The 20,172-nt window shown below is 60.2% G+C and carries 16 protein-coding genes and 1 tRNA gene; 13 read left to right on the top strand and 4 right to left on the bottom strand.

The window, feature by feature from the left end; all coding sequences use genetic code 11:
• Positions 1 to 127 precede the first annotated feature (127 nt).
• The 4 genes from Q0K12_RS10645 (at position 128) to Q0K12_RS10630 (ending at position 6,262) form a co-directional block, all read left to right on the top strand.
• On the top strand, positions 128 to 1,579 hold the full coding sequence (locus tag Q0K12_RS10645; protein ID WP_297262775.1) for a hypothetical protein: 1,452 nt from the start codon (positions 128 to 130) through the stop codon (positions 1,577 to 1,579).
• A 96-nt stretch (positions 1,580 to 1,675) separates the two neighbouring features.
• Complete coding sequence (locus Q0K12_RS10640; RefSeq protein WP_297262773.1) at positions 1,676 to 3,217, top strand: hypothetical protein; 1,542 nt, start codon at positions 1,676 to 1,678, stop codon at positions 3,215 to 3,217.
• Positions 3,201 to 5,054 (top strand): thiamine pyrophosphate-binding protein, encoded by a 1,854-nt coding sequence (locus Q0K12_RS10635; protein WP_297262771.1) that lies wholly within the window; start codon positions 3,201 to 3,203, stop codon positions 5,052 to 5,054. The genes Q0K12_RS10640 and Q0K12_RS10635 overlap by 17 nt, the downstream gene beginning before the upstream one ends.
• A 287-nt stretch (positions 5,055 to 5,341) precedes the next feature.
• Complete coding sequence (locus Q0K12_RS10630) at positions 5,342 to 6,262, top strand: glycosyltransferase family 2 protein (protein ID WP_297262769.1); 921 nt, start codon at positions 5,342 to 5,344, stop codon at positions 6,260 to 6,262.
• A 175-nt stretch (positions 6,263 to 6,437) separates the two neighbouring features.
• Here Q0K12_RS10630 and Q0K12_RS10625 read toward each other — a convergent pair whose 3' ends face one another.
• From Q0K12_RS10625 to Q0K12_RS10610, 4 genes are all read right to left on the bottom strand, one after another.
• The gene (locus Q0K12_RS10625; protein WP_297262767.1) at positions 6,438 to 7,202 is read right to left on the bottom strand and encodes an SDR family oxidoreductase; all 765 of its coding nucleotides are present in this window, start codon (positions 7,200 to 7,202) and stop codon (positions 6,438 to 6,440) included.
• A 741-nt stretch (positions 7,203 to 7,943) separates the two neighbouring features.
• Entirely contained in the window at positions 7,944 to 9,371 is a 1,428-nt protein-coding gene (gene gatB, locus Q0K12_RS10620) for an Asp-tRNA(Asn)/Glu-tRNA(Gln) amidotransferase subunit GatB (RefSeq protein WP_297262765.1), read from the bottom strand.
• Positions 9,372 to 9,696: 325 nt separating this feature from the next.
• Positions 9,697 to 11,454: an ARMT1-like domain-containing protein gene (locus Q0K12_RS10615; RefSeq protein ID WP_297262763.1), complete on the bottom strand. Its 1,758-nt coding sequence runs from the start codon at positions 11,452 to 11,454 to the stop codon at positions 9,697 to 9,699.
• 8 nt (positions 11,455 to 11,462) lie between these two features.
• A complete protein-coding gene (locus Q0K12_RS10610; RefSeq protein ID WP_297262761.1) occupies positions 11,463 to 12,326 on the bottom strand; it encodes an NAD(+)/NADH kinase in 864 nt (287 codons plus the stop codon).
• 94 nt (positions 12,327 to 12,420) lie between these two features.
• Here Q0K12_RS10610 and Q0K12_RS10605 point away from each other — a divergent pair, with 94 nt between their 5' ends.
• From Q0K12_RS10605 to Q0K12_RS10565, 9 genes are all read left to right on the top strand, one after another.
• Positions 12,421 to 13,044 carry an SIS domain-containing protein gene (locus Q0K12_RS10605; protein WP_297262759.1) on the top strand — a complete coding sequence of 208 codons (624 nt, stop codon included), beginning with the start codon at positions 12,421 to 12,423 and terminating at the stop codon, positions 13,042 to 13,044.
• Positions 13,045 to 13,051: 7 nt separating this feature from the next.
• A complete protein-coding gene (locus tag Q0K12_RS10600) occupies positions 13,052 to 13,285 on the top strand; it encodes a zinc ribbon domain-containing protein (protein ID WP_297262757.1) in 234 nt (77 codons plus the stop codon).
• 9 nt (positions 13,286 to 13,294) lie between these two features.
• On the top strand, positions 13,295 to 14,224 hold the full coding sequence (gene hemC, locus Q0K12_RS10595; RefSeq protein WP_297262755.1) for a hydroxymethylbilane synthase: 930 nt from the start codon (positions 13,295 to 13,297) through the stop codon (positions 14,222 to 14,224).
• Between the two features lie 5 nt (positions 14,225 to 14,229).
• The gene (locus Q0K12_RS10590) at positions 14,230 to 16,686 is read left to right on the top strand and encodes an ATP-binding protein (RefSeq protein ID WP_297262753.1); all 2,457 of its coding nucleotides are present in this window, start codon (positions 14,230 to 14,232) and stop codon (positions 16,684 to 16,686) included.
• 106 nt (positions 16,687 to 16,792) lie between these two features.
• Complete coding sequence (locus Q0K12_RS10585) at positions 16,793 to 17,371, top strand: TetR/AcrR family transcriptional regulator (protein WP_297262751.1); 579 nt, start codon at positions 16,793 to 16,795, stop codon at positions 17,369 to 17,371.
• A gap of 103 nt (positions 17,372 to 17,474) precedes the next feature.
• A complete protein-coding gene (locus Q0K12_RS10580; protein WP_297262749.1) occupies positions 17,475 to 17,621 on the top strand; it encodes a hypothetical protein in 147 nt (48 codons plus the stop codon).
• Entirely contained in the window at positions 17,621 to 19,129 is a 1,509-nt protein-coding gene (locus tag Q0K12_RS10575) for a sodium:solute symporter family protein (RefSeq protein WP_297262747.1), read from the top strand. Before Q0K12_RS10580 ends, Q0K12_RS10575 begins: the two co-directional genes overlap by 1 nt.
• Before the next feature lie 82 nt (positions 19,130 to 19,211).
• Positions 19,212 to 19,288 (top strand) — tRNA-Glu (locus Q0K12_RS10570).
• 432 nt (positions 19,289 to 19,720) lie between these two features.
• Positions 19,721 to 20,172, top strand: a 452-nt coding sequence (locus Q0K12_RS10565; RefSeq protein WP_297262745.1) for a helix-turn-helix domain-containing protein, incomplete at its 3' end; no start/stop codon positions are given.

Genomic DNA, 20,172 nt, shown 5'->3' with positions numbered 1-20,172 from the left:
TAACATTTCGGCTTTACTCATTCTTTGACCTTAACTGAAATTCATAATTTTTCCAGAATTATGAAATGACTTGTAGTCAACAGCGTCTTTGCGCTCAAATCTTTTTTGCAAAAAAGGAAGCAATTACATGAAGCCCAAACTGTATATTCATATTGGTTTCCCTAAAACGGGATCTTCTACCATTCAGAAATTTTTAAATTTAAATCGAAAACAACTTGTCAAGGAGGGTATTTGCTATCCTGAACCTCTATGCGGACCTTTATTGCAAGGTCATGAAGGACATATGAGCATGGTGGAAGCGGATGCCAAGTCAAGACATGATGTTATACCGTGGTATTCGTATCGGGAAAAGTACTTCGATGCTTTACTTAAGGATAACTGCTCAGTAAATATATTGAGTGCTGAAGGTTGGGTATATGATAATCCCGAAAATCTTCTTTTTTTTCAAAAAAATTTTGATGTAAAGTTTATTTGCTTCTTTCGAAACTATTTTGATCAAGTCTCTTCTTTGATCAAGCAAACGATCAAAGAGGGACCTCGGTTAAATCCTTTTAGTGAAAATTTATATGGTAAATATCGAGTTCTGGCAAACATTGAAGCCTATATAGACATTTTTGGCAGAGAGAATTGTATTTTTTTGGATTTTGATAAGGCGAAGCGGACAGGACTCTTACAATCTTTTTTTGCGGCAATGAGCTTGGAATTTAAGCAAAACTATTTTATACCATCTAGTGTCAATGTAACTCCAACTGATGCCGCCACAAGTTTTTTTTATCAAATGTCTTTTTTGCCTTTAAACTATAAGGAGTGGTTTGTTTTACATAACGAAATACTTGCTTTAGATTTGTCTAAATGGAAAGACTATCATTGTTCTTTTTTGCCACAAAAGGCTTTTTGCTTGGATAAGTCCACCTTAGATGCTATTCACCGCCAAGCAGAATTGCTCAGTGATTCCGAATGGTATAGCTTTACTATGAAAAAGAAGGTTTTCTTTAGTAATATGGGGGATCATGACCTGCCATTTGAAATTCAACGTTGTATATTTGAGAGTCTTTCAGATAAGGCGAGAAACATTATTTCTCAGTACTGGCCGCATATAGATGTAAGTAAGGGTAAAATTTTGCCCTCGATGAGAAATATTGCGAGCGAGCCTTTTAATTTACTCGTAAGGTTGAGACAAAATCGTTCAGAAAGTGCTTTGTATCTGTCCGCAAGAGATTTATCCAGACGGAATCTTGCCTTAAAATATTGTTCAGGAAGAACTGTCACTTACTGCCTATCTGATTGGTTTGCTCCGATTTTTTCAGTTACGGCACGTGTGGCTTTCTCCATTCGCCGTTCGTGTTTATTTGATATTGGTTGGTATCTTGAGCAATATCCTGATGTTGCCAAAGCGGGTATTGATCCTGTATTGCATTATGTTCGCTGTGGCGCAAAGGAAGGTCGCGATCCAGCCCCCTGGTTCTCGACGAGAACCTATTTGGAAGCATATCCAGATGTCGCCGCAAGTGGTGTGAATCCTTTTTACCACTACATCCGGTACGGCTGCTCTGAAGGGAGAGAAAAATATACCTGCTGAAGTATCTTCATTGCAAATTTTTCTGCTTGGGCATATGTTGCTATCTAAGTGCTGCATATGCCCAAAATAATTCTCACTTTGTTTTACGAGGAAAAAATGAATCACGTTCAAAAGCAGCGAAAGCTTTATATCCATATAGGGTTTCCTAAAACTGGAAGTTCAACAATTCAAAGTTTTTTGCACAACAGTCATGCCCTTTTAGGCGAAAAAGATATTTTTTTCCCTCAATTTTTTGGGGGAGAACTACTTAAAAGAGCTGACCATGAGGGACATAACAGTCTTGTTGAAGCCGACTCGTCCTTTCGTTACGATACTATCCCTTGGTATACTTATCGTGAAATTTATTTGCAGAGCTTTCTTAAATCTTCCTGTAACATTAACATATTGAGTTCTGAGGCCTTAGTTTACGATAATCCTTTGAATTTGATTCCATTTCGTGATCATTTCGATGTCAAGGTAATTTGTTTTTTGCGCAATTTTTTTGATTACGCAAGTTCTATACGAAAGCAGCTTTACAAAGAAGGTCTGCGGCAGGATGCATTTGCTCACTGGGAAAATAAAAAAGTGCACATACTTGCGAACGTTTATGATTATATAGGATTGTTTGGGAGAAGAAATTGCTTTTTTGCTAACTATGATAAAATCTCTCATTCGGGAAATATTATTTCTTCTTTCTTCGATTTTTTACATATCGATTTTCCCTCAGATTGCTCATCCTTTGTAGCCCGAAATGTAACGCCTTCGGACGCTGTTACAATGTTTTTGTATCAACTATCTTTTCTACCCCTAACCTATGACGAGTGGGGTGTAGTCAAATACAGTGCTCTCGACTGTACCCTGAGTAAGGGGCGCTCATTTCGCTGCACACTGTTGCCTCCTTCTTTTTTTGTTTTGGACGGTAGCTGTAAAGCTGCCATTCGCCACCAGGGCGAACTGCTACAAGATCCGGACTGGTACGACTTCACCATGACCCGAGGGGAAGAGCTGGCGGCCATTGAAAATCATGATCTGCCGCCGGAGATCCAGCATGACATTTGGGAAAAGCTTTCGGATGAAGCGCGTTCCATCATCTTGCGCTACTGGCCCAAAGCCGGACAGGCCAAACATAATGAACCATTGTTGCCAGCTTTGGAGAAGATCGCGCCTGATGTCTTTGAGCAGATGACTGTGCTGCGTCACGGGTACACGGTTTGCCTTGGAAACTCGTTTCGGCATCAGCAAAAAATTGAAGATTTGCTAGAGAGAGAGAGAGAGAGAGAGAGAGAGAGAGAGAGAGAGAGACGCCGGGCGGCAATGCTTTCGGCGCAGCCGGATACCCTCTTCTCCCGCCTTCGCTTGTGTCTCGCTCCTCTTGTTTCGACTTCCGCGCGTCAAGCCTACGACATCCGGCGTTCCGGTCTCTTCGATACGGGATGGTATCTTGAGCGTTATCCTGATGTTGCTGAGTCGGGTATCGATCCTGTTGTGCACTATGTCCGCTTTGGGGCGAAAGAAGGCCGCGATCCCGCGCCCTGGTTTTCGACGAGCGCCTATCTGCAGGCGAATCCCGATGTTGCCGCAAGCGGCGTAAATCCTTTCTATCACTATATTCGCCACGGTGTGGCTGAAGGAAGAGGATCCCATGAAGCGCATTGCTGATATCCTTGTGGATGAGCTTATCAAACACGGGCTCGAGCAGGTCTTTCTGGTGACCGGCGGCGGGGCCATGCATCTCAATGATGCGTTTGGCCGGCGTCGTGACCGCCTGCGCATCTGTTGCAATCATCACGAACAGGCTTGCGCCATCGCGGCCGAGGGCTATGCTCGCCTGACCGGCAAGCCGGCCATCGTCAACGTCACGACCGGGCCGGGCGGCATCAACGCGCTGAACGGCGTGTACGGCGCGTATGTGGACTCCATCCCCATGATCGTCATTTCCGGTCAGATCAAGCGGGATACCATGCTGCGCAACGTGGCCCCCGCCCTGCGTCAGCTTGGCGATCAGGAAGCGGACATCCTGCCCATGGCCCGCACTGTGACCAAATACGCCGTCGAGCTGCAGAATCCCCGGCGTGTGCGCGAGGTGGTGGCCAAGGCCGTGCATGTGGCGCAAAGCGGCCGTCCCGGGCCTGTCTGGATAGACGTTCCTATGGACATCCAGGGCGGCAAGATCGACGAAAGCCGTCTTTATGACTGGAACCCCGAGGATGAGCAGGAGCTCAGGGAGCTGCGGGGCGATCCCGACCTTGCCCGCAACAGTCTTGCGGACTTCACCCTTGCCGGGCGGGAATCCATGCGGCGGGCCATCGGCGCCATCATCGAGCGGCTGCGCAGCAGCAAGCGGCCGGTCATCATGGGCGGGACCGGCATCCATCTCTGCGGACTGGAGAAGGAATTCCGGCAGCTGGGAGAAAAGCTCGGCATCCCGCTGGTAGGCGGCTGGAATGCTTATGACCTCGTGCCCAATGATCATCCCTGCTATGCCGGCCGGCCGGGCACGGTGGGCGACCGGCCCGGGAATTTTACGGTGCAGAATGCCGACTTCCTGCTTATCCTTGGGTGTCGCTGCAATATCCGGCAGATCAGCTACAATTGGGAGGCCTTCGCGCCGCACGCCTGGAAAGCGCAGGTGGATGCGGACAGCGCCGAGCTTGCCAAGCCGACCCTGCGGAACGACCTCGCCGTGCAGGCGGATCTGCGCGACTTTCTCCCCCTTCTGCTGGAGGCCGTCGCGGCATGGGAACCGCAGCCCGAGCATAAAAACTATCTCGCGTGGTGCGGCGAGCGCGTACGCCGCTACCCCGTGCTGCAGGATGCCTGGCTGACCTCCCCGCAGGTCAACCCCTACTATTTCATGGACCGGCTTTTCCGGCAGCTGGGCGAGGGGGATGTGGTCGTGGCCGCCAACGCCACGGCCGCGGTGGTCAGCTCACAGGTGGGCCTCCTTCGGGATGGGGTGCGCCTCTTCTCCAACTCCGGCGACGCCTCCATGGGCTACGATCTTCCGGCCGCCATCGGTGCGGTCCTCAGCGGCAAGGCGAAACGCATCATCTGCCTTGCGGGCGACGGCAGCATTATGATGAACCTGCAGGAACTGCAAACCATCATCGGGCTGCAGCTCCCCATTCTGATCTTCCTGCTCAATAATCAGGGGTATCTGTCCATCCGCATGACCCAGTCCGCCTATTTTGCCGACAACAAGTTTGGTACCGGGCCGGAGAACGGCGTTCCCCTGCCTGACTTCATGAAGCTGGCCGAGGCTCTGGGCTATGAAGGCTGCCGCCTCGCCTCCCATGAAGAGGTGGATGCCCTCCTGGCTGACTGCCTTGCGCATAAGGGACCGGCCTTTTACGAGGTCATGCTCGATCCCGCACAGCAGTTCGAGCCCAAGTTGGCCTCTCGCGCCCTGCCGGACGGGACCATGGTGTCCCCCGCGCTGGATGATATGGCGCCCTTCCTGGATGAAGCGGAACTGGCGGAAAACCGGCTGGCCTAGGCGCACTGACCGAAGAGCGGGACAGGGACGGCGGACGGCCCGGCCGTCGCGCCGTTCCGTCTGCGCGGGATGGCTCCATGCCCGCTCTTTCAGCTTGTCAGTTCTCTTTTCCCGCGCAGCCTCAGCTCGATAGAGGACGGGAGAAATGGAGCCTGGGCGGACGGACTTCGCCTGTGGACGTTCCACGGCTGAGTGGGCAATCTGTGATCGAAAGCGGAGGCAGCGTCCCGGCTTTTGCCGGTGGCGCTGTCTTCGTACAAAAGCCTCCCAGGATGCGGGGATGAGACATGGCGCAGCGCCCCTTGATAGACATCCTGCTGCCCACATGGAACGGAGCAGCCTTTTTGCCTGCACAGCTGGATTCCCTGCTCCGGCAGCAGGATGTGTCCACACGCATCCTTTTGCGGGATGACGGCTCCGAGGACGGTACCTGGGATATCGTCCGCCGTTTCGCGGAACGACACGGGCAGCTCCTTCCTCATGCCGGGCCGCGGCTGGGCGTGGTGGGCAATGTGGACGCCCTGCTTTCACGCAGTGAGGCTGAGGATGCCGCCGGGTATTTTGCCCTCTGCGATCAGGATGACATCTGGTATCCCCATAAGCTGGCCGTTTCCCTCCAGGCCATGCGGGCGCTGGAAAAACGGTTCGGCCCGGAAAAGCCCCTGCTCGTCTGCGGCGATGCTCGCTGCGTGACGGCGGACGGCCGCCCGCTGCACGCTTCCTTTTTGAAGCGCATGGGTTTGCCGCCGGACTGGGGCCATGATCTGCGCCATGTGCTGGTGATGTCGCATGCCCTGGGCTGCACTTGTCTGGGCAATGCGGCTCTGCGACGGCTGGCCTTGCCGCTGCCCGAGGCCGAGGCCATTTTCATGCATGACTGGTGGCTGCTGCTCGTTGCGGTCAGCTTTGGCGCGGTACACTGCCTTGATATGCCCCTTCTGGAATATCGCCAGCATGCCGCCAATGTGCTGGGCGCTACGCGCAGGGGACGTCCGCGGCAGCGGCTGGCGGCCTGGCGGGACGGCGCCCGGCGTACGCAGCGGCAGGCGCGTACCTTCCTTGAGCGGTATGCCGGGCAGCTGGATCCCGCGCGACGCCAAATCGTGCAGGCATGGGCGTTCATGCCGGAAAGGCCGTGGTTGCTTCGGCGCTGGCGCTGCTGGCGGCAGGGCTTTGCCAAGCCGGGACTGGCCCGTCTGTGGACCTGAACGCCTGAGGAAGCATGTTGGTTACAGGTCCTTGAGCATTTTCCGTTTGAAACGCGTTGCGTTTCAAGCCATACGGCTTGTCGTTTCGCGGAAAAAACGCGGTTTTTCCGCTTGGCTTGGGCCGGGCGGCGCTATGCCGCGCCTCGCCTTTTCCCTTTTTCAAAGCTAAAACGCTCTAGCCTGCCGTCAGCCCGCCATCGACGAGGTAGAGTCCGCCCGTCATGAAGCTTGCCGCATCGGAAGCAAGAAAGTACATGAGTTCCGCCACTTCGTGCGCTTCTCCCACGCGGCCCAGCGGATAGAGTGCCGCTTCCGATCTCCAGTAGGCTCCCGTATCGCCGCCATGCGTGATGTCGGCAAAGCGCTGGAACAGCGTTTCCGTGAGCGGGGTGCGGATGGTGCCCGCGCATACGGCGTTCACGCGGATACCTTTCGGGCCGAGGTCGATGGCCATGCCTTTGACGATCTGACCCAGCGCGCCCTTGGTAAGGCCATAGCCGAAGCTGTTCGGCTTCCCCACATAGCACTGGTCCGAAGCGTTGATGACCACCGACCCAGCCCCCCGGCTCATGAGGCAGGGCACTGCCGCCCGCAGCGTATGCACCGTGCCCTTGATGTTGGTGTCGATCATCAGGTCAAGTTCTTCCTCGCTGATATCCAGCACGGTATTGCAACGGTGGATGCCGGCATTGGCCACCACACAGTCCAGCCCGCCGAACTGACGGCAAGCGGCGGCCACTGCCTGGTCGAGATCGGCGCGGCTGCGGGTGTCGCCTTCCAGGAACAGGACCCCCTGCTCTGCCGCAAGGCGTGCGCCGTCGCCGGCATTGACATCCATGAACGCCACATTCCAGCCCTCGCGGGCGAACTTGCGTACGCAGGCCGCCCCGATCCCCGTGGAACCGCCGGTAAGGAAAACCGTCTTTCTGGTATCTTTCATGCTGCTGCCTCCAACTTAGCCCCGTGCAGGGAGAATGCCTCTGTCTCGGCACAGAGCCTCAAGGCTCCGGTCGTATGTCGCTTCCGCTTCCTTGGAGAAAAAGCAGGCGGGGACCCCTTCGTCATGATCGCGGTGATGCGCGACGCATTCACAGCATTTTCCGTGCCTGGGACAGGCGTAGGTGCAGGGACAGGGACGTTTGTTGTCACAGGTATTCATGATGCTCCTCATCAAATGGCGAAAAAGGTGTTTTTTGCTTGACTGAGCATGAGCATTACATGAAGTAAAATTCCGTGTCCAGATGGATTTTTCTTCGGCACAAGAGAATTGATGAGGTTATGGCATCATTGATGCATTTTTTTTATTGTATATTGCATGATTTATGACGTTTCCTAGCGTATTTTCAGTTTGAAGCGCTTGGCGTTTACCCCGCACACCTGTCGTTTCGCGGAAGAAACGCGATTTTTCCACCTGGTTCGGGCCGGGCGACGCTCTGCCGTGCCTTGCGTTTTGCCTTCTTCAGTAGCAACACGCTCTCAGGGAAAGAAAAACAGGCAGGGAGACGTACGTCGCCCTGCCTGTCTTGCTGGCCTGCACGCCCCTCCTTTCGGGGGGCATCATCCTGTTTGCGGCAAAGCCGCCCTTTGGTAAAAGCGCGCTGGGAAAGGGATGGTGGGAACCCCTCCGCCGGCGGAGGGGTTCCCCTGCCCCCAAATACGCAGAGAATAGCGTTAACAGGCCCTAGCCCAGCTTCTTCTGCAGAAGTTCGTTGACCAGCGCGGGATTGGCCTTGCCCTTGGTGGCGCGCATGATCTGCCCCACAAAGAAGCTCATGAGTTTGGTCTTGCCGCCACGGAAGGCCTCCACCTCGGCGGGATTGTCGGCCAGCACCTTGTCCACCGCGGCTTCCAGCTCCGAGGAGTCCGAGATCTGCACGAGCCCCTTGGCCTTCACGTAGGCTTCGGGCATCTCGCCGCTGCGCATGAGATCGGCAAAGATATCGTTGGCGATCTTGGCGCTGATGAGGCCCTTGTCCACGATGTTGACCAGCTCGGCCAGGGCGGCGGGCGTCATGCGGCAGTCGGCAAGGCTGCCGCCGCCGGCGTTGAGTTCGCGCAGCAGCGCGCCCAGCATGAAGTTGGCCACCTTGCGCGGCTCGGCCAGACGGGCGGCCTCCTCGAAAAAGTCGGCCATGGCCCGGCTCTGCACCAGCACTTCCGCTTCGGGCAGGGGCAGCCCGGTCATCTCCACGAAGCGGCGCACCCGCGCCTGCGGCAGTTCGGGCAGTTCGGCCTTCCAGCGGGCCATCTCCTCGGAGGAGATGCGGACCGGCAGCAGGTCCGGGTCGGGGAAATAGCGGTAGTCGTGGGCTTCTTCCTTGCCGCGCATGGAGACGGTCACGTTCTTGACCGCATCATAGAGCCGCGTCTCCTGCACGATCTTTTCCCCGTCGGCCAGCGCGTCCTGCTGGCGGCCGATCTCGTAGTCGATGGCGCGCTGGACGTTGCGGAAGGAATTGAGGTTCTTCAGCTCCGTGCGGGTGCCGAAGGTGGGGCAGCCCACGGGCCGGATGGACACGTTGGCGTCGCAGCGGAAGCTGCCCTCCTCCATGTTGCCGTCACAGACGCCCAGATAGGTCACGATGGCGTACAGCGCCTTGAGGTAGGCCACCGCCTCGGCGGACGAGCGCATGTCCGGCTCGGAGACGATCTCCACCAGCGGCGTGCCCGCGCGGTTGAGGTCGACATAGCTGACGTTCTCTCCCTGGGCGTGGATGTTCTTGCCGGCGTCGTTCTCCATGTGGATACGGGTGATGCCGATGCGTTTTTGCGTGCCGTCCACTTCGACGTCCAGATGGCCGTGTTCGCAGATGGGCAGGTCGAACTGGGAGATCTGGTAGCCGGAAGGCAGGTCGGGATAAAAATAGTTCTTGCGGGCAAAGACGGAACGGTCGTTGATGGCGCAATTGGTGGCCAGCCCTACCAGCGTGGCGTAATGGACGGCCTGCCGGTTGACGCGCGGCAGCGCGCCGGGCATGCCGGCGCAGACTTCGCAGACGTTGCTGTTGGACGGCTGCCCGAAGGTGGTGGGGCAGGAACAGAACAGCTTGGACTTGGTGGCAAGCTGCACATGCACTTCAAGACCGATGACGGCTTCATAAGCTGGCATAGGGACTGTACTCCATGAAATGCGGCCGCTGCCGGCCGCGCGTTTAGGCATGTTGCCGTGAAATCTGCGGGGATATGGCGCGGTTGGGGGGAAGGGGAACCCCTCCGCCGGCGCTGGAGGGGTTCCCCTTCCCCCCAAGCCCCCCATCCCTTCCCCAGCGCGCTTTTATCGGGAGAAGAGTCAGGAACGCGAAGCGCCCCGCCCCAAAGACAAATGGAGCGCGAACGACTTGCTTATTTTATATGTTGAAATTATTTGTAAAACTTGTGTTAACGGGTCCTAAGGCAGAAAGGAGGCCTTCCCCCCAAAAAAATCCGCTGCTGCCCTACGCCTCATGCCGCCGCGGGCTCAGGGCGGCGTCGAAATATTTGCCGACCCCGTACTCGCCGCGCCGCATGAACATGCGCGCTTCGGGGCCGATGATCTGCATCTCCCGGTTCTCGGCCTGCATTTCCAGGGCGATGCGCATCTCCTTGGTGCAGCCCGTGGAATAGGTGGCGTCCTTGCCCGTCCAGGCGGCGGGCATCTTGCGGCCCAGCAGGGCAAAGCTCTCCTCGATGTCCTCCACCGTCTGGAAGCGCCAGATGTCGATGCAGCCGCTGCGCTGCACGCGCTCCCACATGTACATGAGATCGTCCCCGTCCATGCCGTCCACGAAATGCTCGGCCGGATTGATGATGAAGGTGTTGTCCATCTGGCGGCGCAATTTGTCAACAAAGGCCCGCGCCAGTTCCACGGCCGTACGCGTCTGCCCCGGGATGCTGCCGATGATGCAGCTGTAGAACATGACGTTGTGCCCGGCGCGGCGGGCGGCGCGCATGCGGCTGATGATGTCCTCGGCCTGGGCGGCGATGTCCTGCTCGTTGAACTTGTGCGCCTGCGGGCTGTGCGGACGGAAGGCGCTGTGGCGGCCCTGCCCGTCCTGCCAGAAGCAGAGGACGTCCCGCGTGAACTGATGGCTCGTGCCCAGCAGGATGTCCGCCGATGCGCGGCCCTTGGCCAGGATGAGGTCCGCTTCCTTCCAGGAGCGGGAAAAAGTGACGGAGACCCGGTAGAGGTTGAGGGCCTCGCTGGTGCCGTCATGGATGACGGCGAGCCGGTGCGCGCGCAGATGGCGCAGCAGGTCGTTCTTGCCCGCGCGCTCGTCGTGCAGGATGCCCTCCCGTGAGACCAGCTCCCGCAGGCCGGGATCCTCCTCCAGGTCGTCCAGCACGGGGGCCATGCCGTGGCAGGAGGATTTGACGGCATAGATGACCCGCATCCCCAGCTCCGTACAGAAACGGGCAAGGAAGAGGTCAAAGGCCGTGCCGCCCTCCTCGTCACAGAGAAAAAGGACCGTGCCGCGCTTGTCGGCGGTCTGCAGCAGCACGCGGCAAGCGGTCTCCATCTCCTGATCCGCCTGTGCGAAGAGCTGGTGGAAACGCTCCGCCGGGCTGTCCGCCGTCAGGTCCGGCGCGTCGCCGGACAGGGCCAGCGCCAGACGCCGCGCCAGCGCGTAGCGGGAAAGGCGCTGCCCCTCTATCCGCAGGCTGCGTCCGGCCGTGCGGGCAAAGTCGGAGGGCAGCGTATCCATCGCCTCCCGCAGGGCGGGCAGCCGCAGCAGGTCGCACTGGCGCAGGTGGGCAGCCTGACGGCGGGCCTTCCACGGGTCGCCCCACGGATCGTCGAGGGTCAGCACCTGGGCCGCCATGCGCTTGGCCAGACGCGAGGGCAGGAGCGTGCCCGCCGCGGTGCTCTGCCGGTAGCGCAGGCGGCAGAACTGCAGCAGCAGACGCCGTTTGTGCGGGGAAGGGAGCTGGAGCACGAGCCGCCTGGTCTCTTCCCAGATGGCTTGATACTGCCGCCGCAGCGCGGTCTTGTCGCGGCTCTGCAGCTGACGGAACACGGCGTCCGAACAGGGGAGGTAGACTTGCCCTTCCTCAAGGCAGACCATGAAGGAAAGCTGCTCCGGCCCGGCTATGATGTGGGGATTCAGGGGATAGGCGATGTTGTTGTCCACCATGACGCCGTAGATCCAGGCGTCAAGGGCGGCATCCCGCCCGAGACGGATATCCGCGGCCCGTTGGAGGAAGCTGCGTCGCATGGCGATACCTAGAGGCTGCGGCCGCCGGTGGCGAAGTTGGTCACAAAGCCCCGCGTGCGCAGGCGCTCGAAAAAGGGCACCTCCGCTCCCGCGAAGAAAACGGCGTCGTCCTTGCCGGTGACTTCCACCGTATCCCCGATGCTGAGGACGATGCCCTCCTGCCCGTCGATGGTGAGATAGCTTTCCGTGCTGCCCGGCAGGACATCCAGCGAGAAGAGCGCCTTGCCCGGGAAGATCATGGGCGGGATGGTGTTGAGGAAGGGGCAGATGGGCGTGAACACGATGGAGCGCAGCGAGGGATAGAGCAGCGGCCCCCCGGCCGAGACGCTGTAGCCGGAGCTGCCGATGGCCGTGGAAAGGATGAGGCCGTCACTGCGCAGGTCGCACATGTGCTCATCATCCACATAGATGCCCAGACTGACCAGCCGGGACATGGAGGAGCGGCCCAGCACCACGTCGTTGACGGCATAGCCGCGTGCGGCCTCCCGGCCATCCCGGATGAGCCGCCAGGCAAGGGCCGAGGCCGGGCGCAGGGGCATCTCCCCGGCCAGACAGGCGGCAAGACAGGGTTCCCACTGGTTGGGCTGCACCTCCGCCAGAAAGCCGACCCGGCCGAAATTGATGCCGAGCAGCGGCACCCTGCTGCCCACCATGCGGCGCGCTACGCCGAGCATGGTGCCGTCCCCGCCGAGGACGACCACGAGGGCAAGTTCCGGGTCGGCATAGGCCGGAGAGCCGATGCCGGCCCGGCATTCGCTGACGCGACAGTCGCGCTGCCGCAGCCATTGCGCGATGTCTCCGGCAAGGGCCGCGGCTTCATCGCTGTTGGCCTTGACGACAAGAAGGATGTGCTTGCTGGCGCTTTCGTGCATTGGGGCATCTTATGTCAAGCCCGGCATGACTGCAAGTCTGTCCCGCATTTTTTCGCGACTTGTCAGACTGCGGGCTTTGCCGTACAAGACGGACATGATTTCCTTGCACGCCGCGCGGGACATGATGACGCCCCTTGAACTCATGGAACGTCACCTTGAGGAGGGGGCGCGGCTGCGCCGTCTTTTCTGGGGGGAAGCCGCTCCCCTCGTACGGCAGGCGGCCCACAGCATGGCCGTGGGGCTCGCCGCGGGCGGCAGGCTGTTCTTGTGCGGCAGCGGCGGCGGTCTTCTTGCGGCCCGGCAGATGTTTTCCCTGCTGACCGGCCGTTTCCAGCTGGATCGCCCCGCCCTGCCCGCCGTGCTCCTGCCGGAGGACAGCGTCCCGCCGTACGGCGGTCAGGACGCGTTCGCCCGGCAGATCGAGGCGCTGGGCGCGGGGGGGGACATGCTGCTGCTCTTTTCCCCCTCCGACCCTTGCCCCGCCCTGCTGGCGGCGGCCGAGGCGGCCCGGCGGCGGGAGATGGCGGTGACGGCCTTCTCCGGCGAGCGGGAGGGCGGCCTCAGCGCGCACAGCGACATCCTGCTGCGCGTGCCGCATGCTCTGCCGGCGCTGGTGCAGGAGATCCACATGGCAGCCGGACACCTCGTCTGCCGGCTCATCGACTACTACCTGTTTGAAAATCCGGCGGCTCTGCGACCGGCGGCCGCCACAGCATGAGGTCTGTATGCCCATTTACGAATATGCCTGCGACAAATGCGGCAAGGAATTTGAAGAACTGGTCTTTGACGACAGCACGCCGCCCTGCCCCCACTGCGGTTCCGCCCAGACGCACAAGCTCATGTCCTGCTGCTGCGTGCACGGAACCAGTCAGGGGGGCGGCGAGTCCTGCGCCACTACCGGCGGCGGTGGCGGCTGCGCCGGTTGTTCCGGCGGCAACTGCGCAAGCTGCGGACATTAGGAGAGACGCATGGCAGCACTGACCATCGCGACCCGCGGCAGCCGACTGGCCCTCTGGCAGGCCGAACATGTGAAAAACCGTCTCATGGCCCTTGAACCGGGGCTGGATATCGAGCTTGCCGTCATCAAGACCCGCGGCGACATCATCCTGGATGTGCCGCTGGCCCAGGTAGGCGGCAAGGGCCTCTTTGTCAAGGAGATCGAAGAAGCCCTGCTGGACGGCCGCGCGGCGCTGGCCGTGCACAGCATCAAGGATGTGCCCATGCAGCTCCCCGACGGCCTGACGCTGGGCTGCGTGCCCGAGCGGGAAGTCTGCACGGACTGCCTCCTTTCGTTCCGCCATGCCGGACTGGAGGATCTGCCGCACGGCGCCTGCGTGGGCACGAGCAGCCTGCGCCGTCAGGCTCAGCTCCTGGGCCTGCGCCCCGACCTGAAGATCGTCTCCCTGCGCGGAAATGTGGATACCCGGCTGAAAAAGCTGGAGAACGGCGAATATGACGCCATCGTGCTGGCCTCCGCCGGCATACGGCGTCTGGAGCTCGCGACGCCCTACATGCAGCCGCTGCCCCCGGATCGCTTCGTGCCGGCGGTGGGCCAGGGCGCGCTGGGCATCGAGTGCCGTGCCGACGATACGGCCACGCTGGATTTGCTGGCCCGTCTCGAACACACGCCCACCCGCATCTGCGTGGAGGCCGAGCGCGGCTTCCTCGCCGGGCTGGACGGCGGCTGTCAGGTGCCCATCGGCGCGCATGCCGAAATGACGGACGACAGCCACTTCACCCTGGAAGGCCTTGTGGGCGAGGTGGACGGCAGCCGCATCCTTCGCGCGCGGCGCGACGGTCAGGCCGAAAATGCCCGGCAGACCGGGCTTGATCTGGCGAACAGCCTGCTGGATCAGGGCGCCCGGGACATCCTTGAACGACTTTACTGCAACAGGTAGACGCCATGCCGCCCGTATCGCCCCTGCCCGCTTCTCGTCTGCATGCCATCATGGACCCCGCCCGCATCCCGTGGGAGGACAGCAGCTGCATCCCCCGTCCACGCAACGGGGCGGGCAGCCGCAATGCCTTTCAGCCCAGGTTCCTGCAGGCGATGGATCTGGCCCTGGCCATCCAGACGCCCGGTTACAACATCTATGTATCGGGTGAAAGCAATCTGGGGCGAACCTATACCCTGCTTGCCTATCTTGAGCCGCAGGCCCGCAAGGCGGCCCTGCCGCCCGACCTCGTCTACGTCAACAATTTTGCCGACCCGGACAGCCCCATCCTGCTTTCCCTGCCCGCCGGACAGGGACGCAAGCTCAAGGAGAGCCTGTCCGCCGCCGTGGAGGCCATCAGCCGCGAGCTGCCGCGGCGCTTTGAAGGCAATACCTTCATGCGGCAGCGCGCCAAGCTCATGGACAAGTTCCAGCAGGCGCGCAACAGCCTGCTCAGCAAGATGAACAGCGTGGCGGCGCACAAGGGCTTCAATCTGGACATGGACGAGGGCGGCAGCCTGACGCTCTATCCCCTGCTCAAGGGCAAGCGCCTCAGCGACGAGGAATACGAGAGCCTGGACAACGCGGTACGCACCAAGCTCAAGCGGCGCGGGGAAACGCTGGTGCAGACCATGGCCGGCTTCATGCGGGAGCTGAGCAAGGCCGAGGAATCCTTCCACGACGACGAGCGGGACCTTGAGCGCAAGGTCATGGAACAGGTGCTCGATGCCGAACTGGCCCCGGTCTGCCGTCGCCTGCTCAAGGCCTGTGCCTGCGAGGGGCTGGAAAGCTACTTCACGGCCCTGCGGGAGGACATGCTCAAGAATACGGATCTCTTCCTGCCGCGCGAGACGCCGGCCGGTGCGCCGGGCAGCGGGGATGTGCCGCATCCGCCGCAGAACCTGCCGCCCGATCCGGGTCTGTACCGCTACGGGGTCAATCTCTTCGTGGATAACGGGGACGGCAGCGGCGCGCCCATCGTGGTGGACGATCACCCGACCTCGGTCAACCTGTTGGGCTGCATCGAGCGCGAGTCTGAAATGGGCGCGCTGGTGACGGACTTCACCCTTATCAAGGCCGGCAGCCTGCACAAGGCCAACGGCGGTTTCCTCGTGCTCCGCATCGAGGACGTCCTCCAGCATCCGGGCGCGTGGGAAGGGCTCATGCGCGCCCTGCGGTCCAGTCAGGCCCGCATCGAGGACGGGGGCGACATGCCGGATACGGCCATCCGCACCAAGGGCATCACTCCCCAGCCCCTGCCGCTCCGGCTCAAGGTGGTGCTCATCGGCGACGAGGGGCTGTACGAGACCCTGTTGGACAACGACGAGCGTTTTGCCAAGCTTTTCCGCATCAAGGCGCAGATGTCCGACATCATGGATCGTTCGGCGGCGGGGATACGCTTTTACCTGTCCACCATCGCGCGCATCGCCGAGGAGGCCGACCTGCCGCCCTTTGACCGCAGCGCGCTGGCCTGGCTGGTGGATCTTGGCTCGCACCTCTGCGAGGACCAGCGCCGGCTTTCGCTCAAGTTCCCGCTTCTGCGGGAGCAGATGATCGAGGCCGCCGCCCTGGCCCGCATGGAAGGCAAGGACAAGGTGAGCGGGGAGATCCTTGAACGCGCCTATGCCGCGCGCACCTACCGGGCCAATCTGGTGGAAGACATCTTCATGGAGGAATACGACCGCGAGATGATCAAGGTCTGCACCTCCGGTTCGGCCATCGGGCAGGTCAACGGGCTTTCGGTCACCCTGCACGGCGACTTTGAGTTCGGCCTGCCGCACCGCATCTCCTGTACGGTGGGCGTGGGACATGAGGGCATCATCGACCTGGAACGCGAGGCCGAGCTGGGCGGCCCCATCCATACCAAGGCCATGATGATCCTCAAAAGTTTCCTGACGGATATGTTTGCCCGCAAGAAGCCGCTGGTGCTTTCCGGCTCGCTCTATTTCGAGCAGAGCTATGCGGGCATCGAGGGGGACTCGGCCTCCGGCGCGGAGCTCATCGCCCTGCTGTCCGCGCTGGCCGACGTGCCGGTGCGGCTGGATCTGGCCATGACCGGCGCGGTGAACCATTCCGGCCAGATCCTCGCCGTGGGCGGCGTGACCCGCAAGATCGAAGGCTTTTACAAGGTCTGCGCGCGGCACGGCCTCACGGGTACGCAGGGGGTCATCATCCCGCAGGACAATGTGGATCACCTCATGCTGTCGCCCGAAGTGCTGGAGGCCGTCGAAAATGGCCGTTTTGCCATCTATCCCGTGCGGCGCATCGACGAGGCGCTGACCCTGCTGACCGGCATGGCCTGCGGCCGGCGGCGCAAGAACGCCACCTTCACCCCCGGCAGCCTGTACGCGCTGGTGGACAACCGGCTGGAGCAGCTGGGCGACTACGCGCAGAACGCCTTCCGCCGCAGCCGGAAAAACAGCTGAGGTCTGGCGCGCAAGGCCGCACCGGGCTTGACTTTATGGCATTGATTGCGTAAACAGTCAGGTCGGAGACATTCCCCCCTCAACCTCAACAGGTGCAGTCCCGACGATGGCGAGCAAAAACAAGAAAGAAGCCTTGCTTCAGGCGGCCAAGGAACTTTTTGGCGAGTGCGGTTATGTGGAGACGACTTTCAAGAAGATCTCCGACCGCGCCGGAGTGGCCCTTGGCCTGCTGACGCACCATTACGGCAACAAGGAAAAGCTTTTTCTCGCTTCCGGCCTTGACGTGCTGGAAAATTTCCTGGTCGTGCTGCGCGAGTCCAGCATGGAGGCGCACAACGGCTTTGAAGCCGTCATGTGCTTCTGCAAGGCCTATCTCGACTTTTCCGTGGACAAGAATTCCAACTGGCTGGTGCTGGTGCGATGTTCGCCCTATAGCGACATGAAGACCAAGACGGACCGCGACCTCATGGATTCCATGTTCTCGCAGGTGCATTCCGAGCTGGAAGGGCTCATTGCCCGCGGCATCTCCGACGGCAGCATCGCCCAGGTGGAGCCCAAGGGCACGGCGCAGGTCATCATTTCGCTCATGGTGGGCGCCAACCGAACGCGGGTGCTCACGCCCTACGCCCAGCCGGATCTGTACGAACAGGTGCTGGCCTTTGTTGCCAGAGCCGTAAAAGCCTGATACGTCAAAAAAACGCCGACGTCGGTCGGCGTTTTTTTGTTTTCGCTCCCTGACGCGACGCGCTGTTCGGGCACGCCGCGTCGCTTCGCACACAGAGGTCATCATGAATGCCGAACCCCTTTCCTTCCTTGCCGTTCTCCAGCAGGCGGATGCCGCTGTCCAGCTGGCCGTGGCGTCCCTGCTCTTCTCCCTGCTCTTCTCCCTCTGGGGGCTGCTGCGCCTGAAGCTGCGCAAAGGGAAGGGATGCTGATGCAAACGCTGATGAATGTGCTGATCTGGGCCGGCTACATTGCCCTTTTCGTCTACCTTGCCCGCAAGGGCGAAGGGCATGACGCCATGCACACCGGCAAGATCAACTTTGCCGTGCAGGCGCTGGCCTATGTGGCGACCTACATTTCCGCCGTGGCGCTGGTCGGCTTCGGCGGGCTTTCCTATGCCTACGGCCTGCAGATGCTGCTGGTGGCCGCGGGCAACGTCTGGCTCGGCACCTGGATCGTCTACCGCTTCCTGGCCTGGCCCACGCGCCTCTGTCAGCGCAACCTCAATGCCCGCACGCCGTCACAGCTGCTGGCCCGCGGGCATCGGTCCCCGGCGCTGGGGAAGTTTCTTGCCCTGCTCTTTGCCGTCTTTCTGGGCGTCTACGCCTCGGCGGTCATCAAGGGGGCGGCCCTGCTGCTGGCCCAGATTTTGCCGCTGCCGGTCTGGCTGCTCATCTGGCTGGTGGCCCTCCTGGTGGCCTTTGCCGTCTATGTGGGGGGGCTGCGCGGCGTCCTGTACACCGAGGCCATGCAGGGCTTCATCATGCTTGTGGGCATCTGTATGCTGGTCATGGCGGTGTTCAAGCAAGTCGGGGGGCCGGTGGCCGGCATGGCCGCCCTGCAAGAGCTGCCGCCGACCGCGCTGGCCAATGAGGGCTTTCTTGCCCTTTCCGCCGGTCAACAGGGCTGGTTCATCATTTCGCTGGTCATCGTCACCTCCATCGCCGTCTGGGCCCAGCCGCAGATGATCCAGCGCCATTTTGCCCTTACCTCGGCCCGGCAGGTGGACAGCATCACCCCGCTGGCCATGCTGGTGCTCACCGTGCTCGTGGGCGGAGCGTATTTCGTGGCTGCCTTGGCGCGCCTCATCCTGCCGGAAAGCGTGCCGCCGGATGACGTCATGCCCATGCTCGTCCGGCAGCTCCTGCCGGAGGTCGGCCTGCAGATCTTTGTGCTGGCCATCGTTTCGGCCTCCCTTTCCACGGCAACGGCCATCTATCACATCGCCGTGTCCGCCATTGCCGAAGACCTGCCGGGGCGCAAGGCCTCGCGTCCGGCCTGGCTTGCGGGCATCATTTTCTGCGTGCTGCTCAGCGGCGGCTGCGCCCAGATCAAGGGACAGCTCATCGCCCTGCTCTGTACGACCAGCTGGAGCATCGTCGGCGCGACCGTGCTGGTGGCCTATGTGGCGCTGGTGCGCTTCGGCAAGCGTAGCAGCCTGGCCGCCTGGCTGAGCTGCGCCGGCGGCTTCACGGCCTGTCTGGCCTGGTACCTGCTCAGTCACGAGGGCTTTTCCGCCTTCGTCTACTCGCTTGCCTCGCCGGAGGCCTCCGTCAGCAGCGTGACGCCTGTCCTTACCGTGCTGCTGGGCGAGAATGCCGCCCGCATCCCGCCCTTTTTCGTGGGCTTCGGCTGCTCGCTGGCGGGCTGGTTTGCGGGCTGGGCCTGCGACGCCACCGGCCGAAAGCACTCCAATTTTTGGCCAACTTCTCAAATTTAATGGATTTTTATAAGGATAAATTTTTTTTGATTTTTTTGTTGACAGAACCGGGGTTTCTGCGTAGATTCTCTTTCTGTCGAGCGTCCCCATCGTCTAGCCGGCCCAGGACAACGGCCTTTCACGCCGTCGACAGGGGTTCAAATCCCCTTGGGGACGCCAAAGCAAACAAAGAAGCGTAGATAGCCTGAATTTTCAGGAATCTACGCTTTTTTTCTTTTCTCCACAGAAAAAGGCCCTGAAATGCGCTTTTCGTGCGTGTTTCGGGGCTTTTTTCGTACCCTCTTCCGACTGTCCCCGCTTCTTCGTTGATCCGCAAATGGCGAAACGCGACCGGCACCTTTGTGACCGGGCGCGTCGTCGTGGGTTCGGTATCCACGGCCTGACGAGCCAGCCGCTTGCACCGCTCAAAGGAGACGCATTGAGCAAAACGTAGGACACAAGAAAAAAGGCTTTCGTGTTGGCGCACGAAAGCCTGATCTGCGGGAGTGATCCGCAAATTTGTTGGATCAACTCTAGCCGGAAGGCTTAGCGGCGTCAAGCTCCGCAGCTCTCTTTTACGCTTTTTTTGTGGCCTGTCTGGAGTGATCGGACATGGAAAAGGAAACTTTCCGCCCTCGTGGCAATATTTCAGGCCCCATTCTGCCGCGCTACGCGCTGACGCTGAAAATCTCGCTTGGAGCAAAGATGCTGTACTCATTGCTGTGCGACTACGCCGGAGACAAGGATCACTGCTGGCCCTCGCAGACGACGCTTGCCGGTCTGCTGGGTTGCAGCGTGTCCAGCATCAAGACGTATCTGCGCGAACTTGCCGGGCAGCGGCTCATTGCCGTCGAGCTGCGCGAATGTCGGTCGTCAACCTACTATCTGCTCAAGCCCCCCTTTCTTTCCGCTCGCGCGGGCCAGTCAAATTCTGACGGGGGGGAGGCAAATTCTGGCTACATAACGAACTGTAGGAAGAAAGAAACAAATTATCCCCCTACCCCCACGCCTCCGACAGCAAAAGAACCTCCTTCGACGCGACAGCCTCGCCGTGGGGTGGGGGA

Source organism: uncultured Desulfovibrio sp. (genome assembly GCF_944324525.1).
GTDB lineage: Bacteria > Desulfobacterota > Desulfovibrionia > Desulfovibrionales > Desulfovibrionaceae > Desulfovibrio.
The sequence above is the reverse complement of the archived record's forward strand: the minus strand, read 5'-3'. Positions and strand labels throughout refer to the sequence as shown.

Bases quoted from the DNA above. Each gene is read 5' to 3' on its own strand.
- Q0K12_RS10645 (WP_297262775.1), top strand. From the start codon at position 128: ATGAAGCCCAAACTGTATATTCATATTGGTTTCCCTAAAACGGGATCT.
- Q0K12_RS10640 (WP_297262773.1), top strand. From the start codon at position 1,676: ATGAATCACGTTCAAAAGCAGCGAAAGCTTTATATCCATATAGGGTTT.
- Q0K12_RS10635 (WP_297262771.1), top strand. From the start codon at position 3,201: ATGAAGCGCATTGCTGATATCCTTGTGGATGAGCTTATCAAACACGGG.
- Q0K12_RS10630 (WP_297262769.1), top strand. From the start codon at position 5,342: ATGGCGCAGCGCCCCTTGATAGACATCCTGCTGCCCACATGGAACGGA.
- Q0K12_RS10625 (WP_297262767.1), bottom strand. From the start codon at position 7,202: ATGAAAGATACCAGAAAGACGGTTTTCCTTACCGGCGGTTCCACGGGG.
- gatB (WP_297262765.1), bottom strand. From the start codon at position 9,371: ATGCCAGCTTATGAAGCCGTCATCGGTCTTGAAGTGCATGTGCAGCTT.
- Q0K12_RS10615 (WP_297262763.1), bottom strand. From the start codon at position 11,454: ATGCGACGCAGCTTCCTCCAACGGGCCGCGGATATCCGTCTCGGGCGG.
- Q0K12_RS10610 (WP_297262761.1), bottom strand. From the start codon at position 12,326: ATGCACGAAAGCGCCAGCAAGCACATCCTTCTTGTCGTCAAGGCCAAC.
- Q0K12_RS10605 (WP_297262759.1), top strand. From the start codon at position 12,421: ATGATTTCCTTGCACGCCGCGCGGGACATGATGACGCCCCTTGAACTC.
- Q0K12_RS10600 (WP_297262757.1), top strand. From the start codon at position 13,052: ATGCCCATTTACGAATATGCCTGCGACAAATGCGGCAAGGAATTTGAA.
- hemC (WP_297262755.1), top strand. From the start codon at position 13,295: ATGGCAGCACTGACCATCGCGACCCGCGGCAGCCGACTGGCCCTCTGG.
- Q0K12_RS10590 (WP_297262753.1), top strand. From the start codon at position 14,230: ATGCCGCCCGTATCGCCCCTGCCCGCTTCTCGTCTGCATGCCATCATG.
- Q0K12_RS10585 (WP_297262751.1), top strand. From the start codon at position 16,793: ATGGCGAGCAAAAACAAGAAAGAAGCCTTGCTTCAGGCGGCCAAGGAA.
- Q0K12_RS10580 (WP_297262749.1), top strand. From the start codon at position 17,475: ATGAATGCCGAACCCCTTTCCTTCCTTGCCGTTCTCCAGCAGGCGGAT.
- Q0K12_RS10575 (WP_297262747.1), top strand. From the start codon at position 17,621: ATGCAAACGCTGATGAATGTGCTGATCTGGGCCGGCTACATTGCCCTT.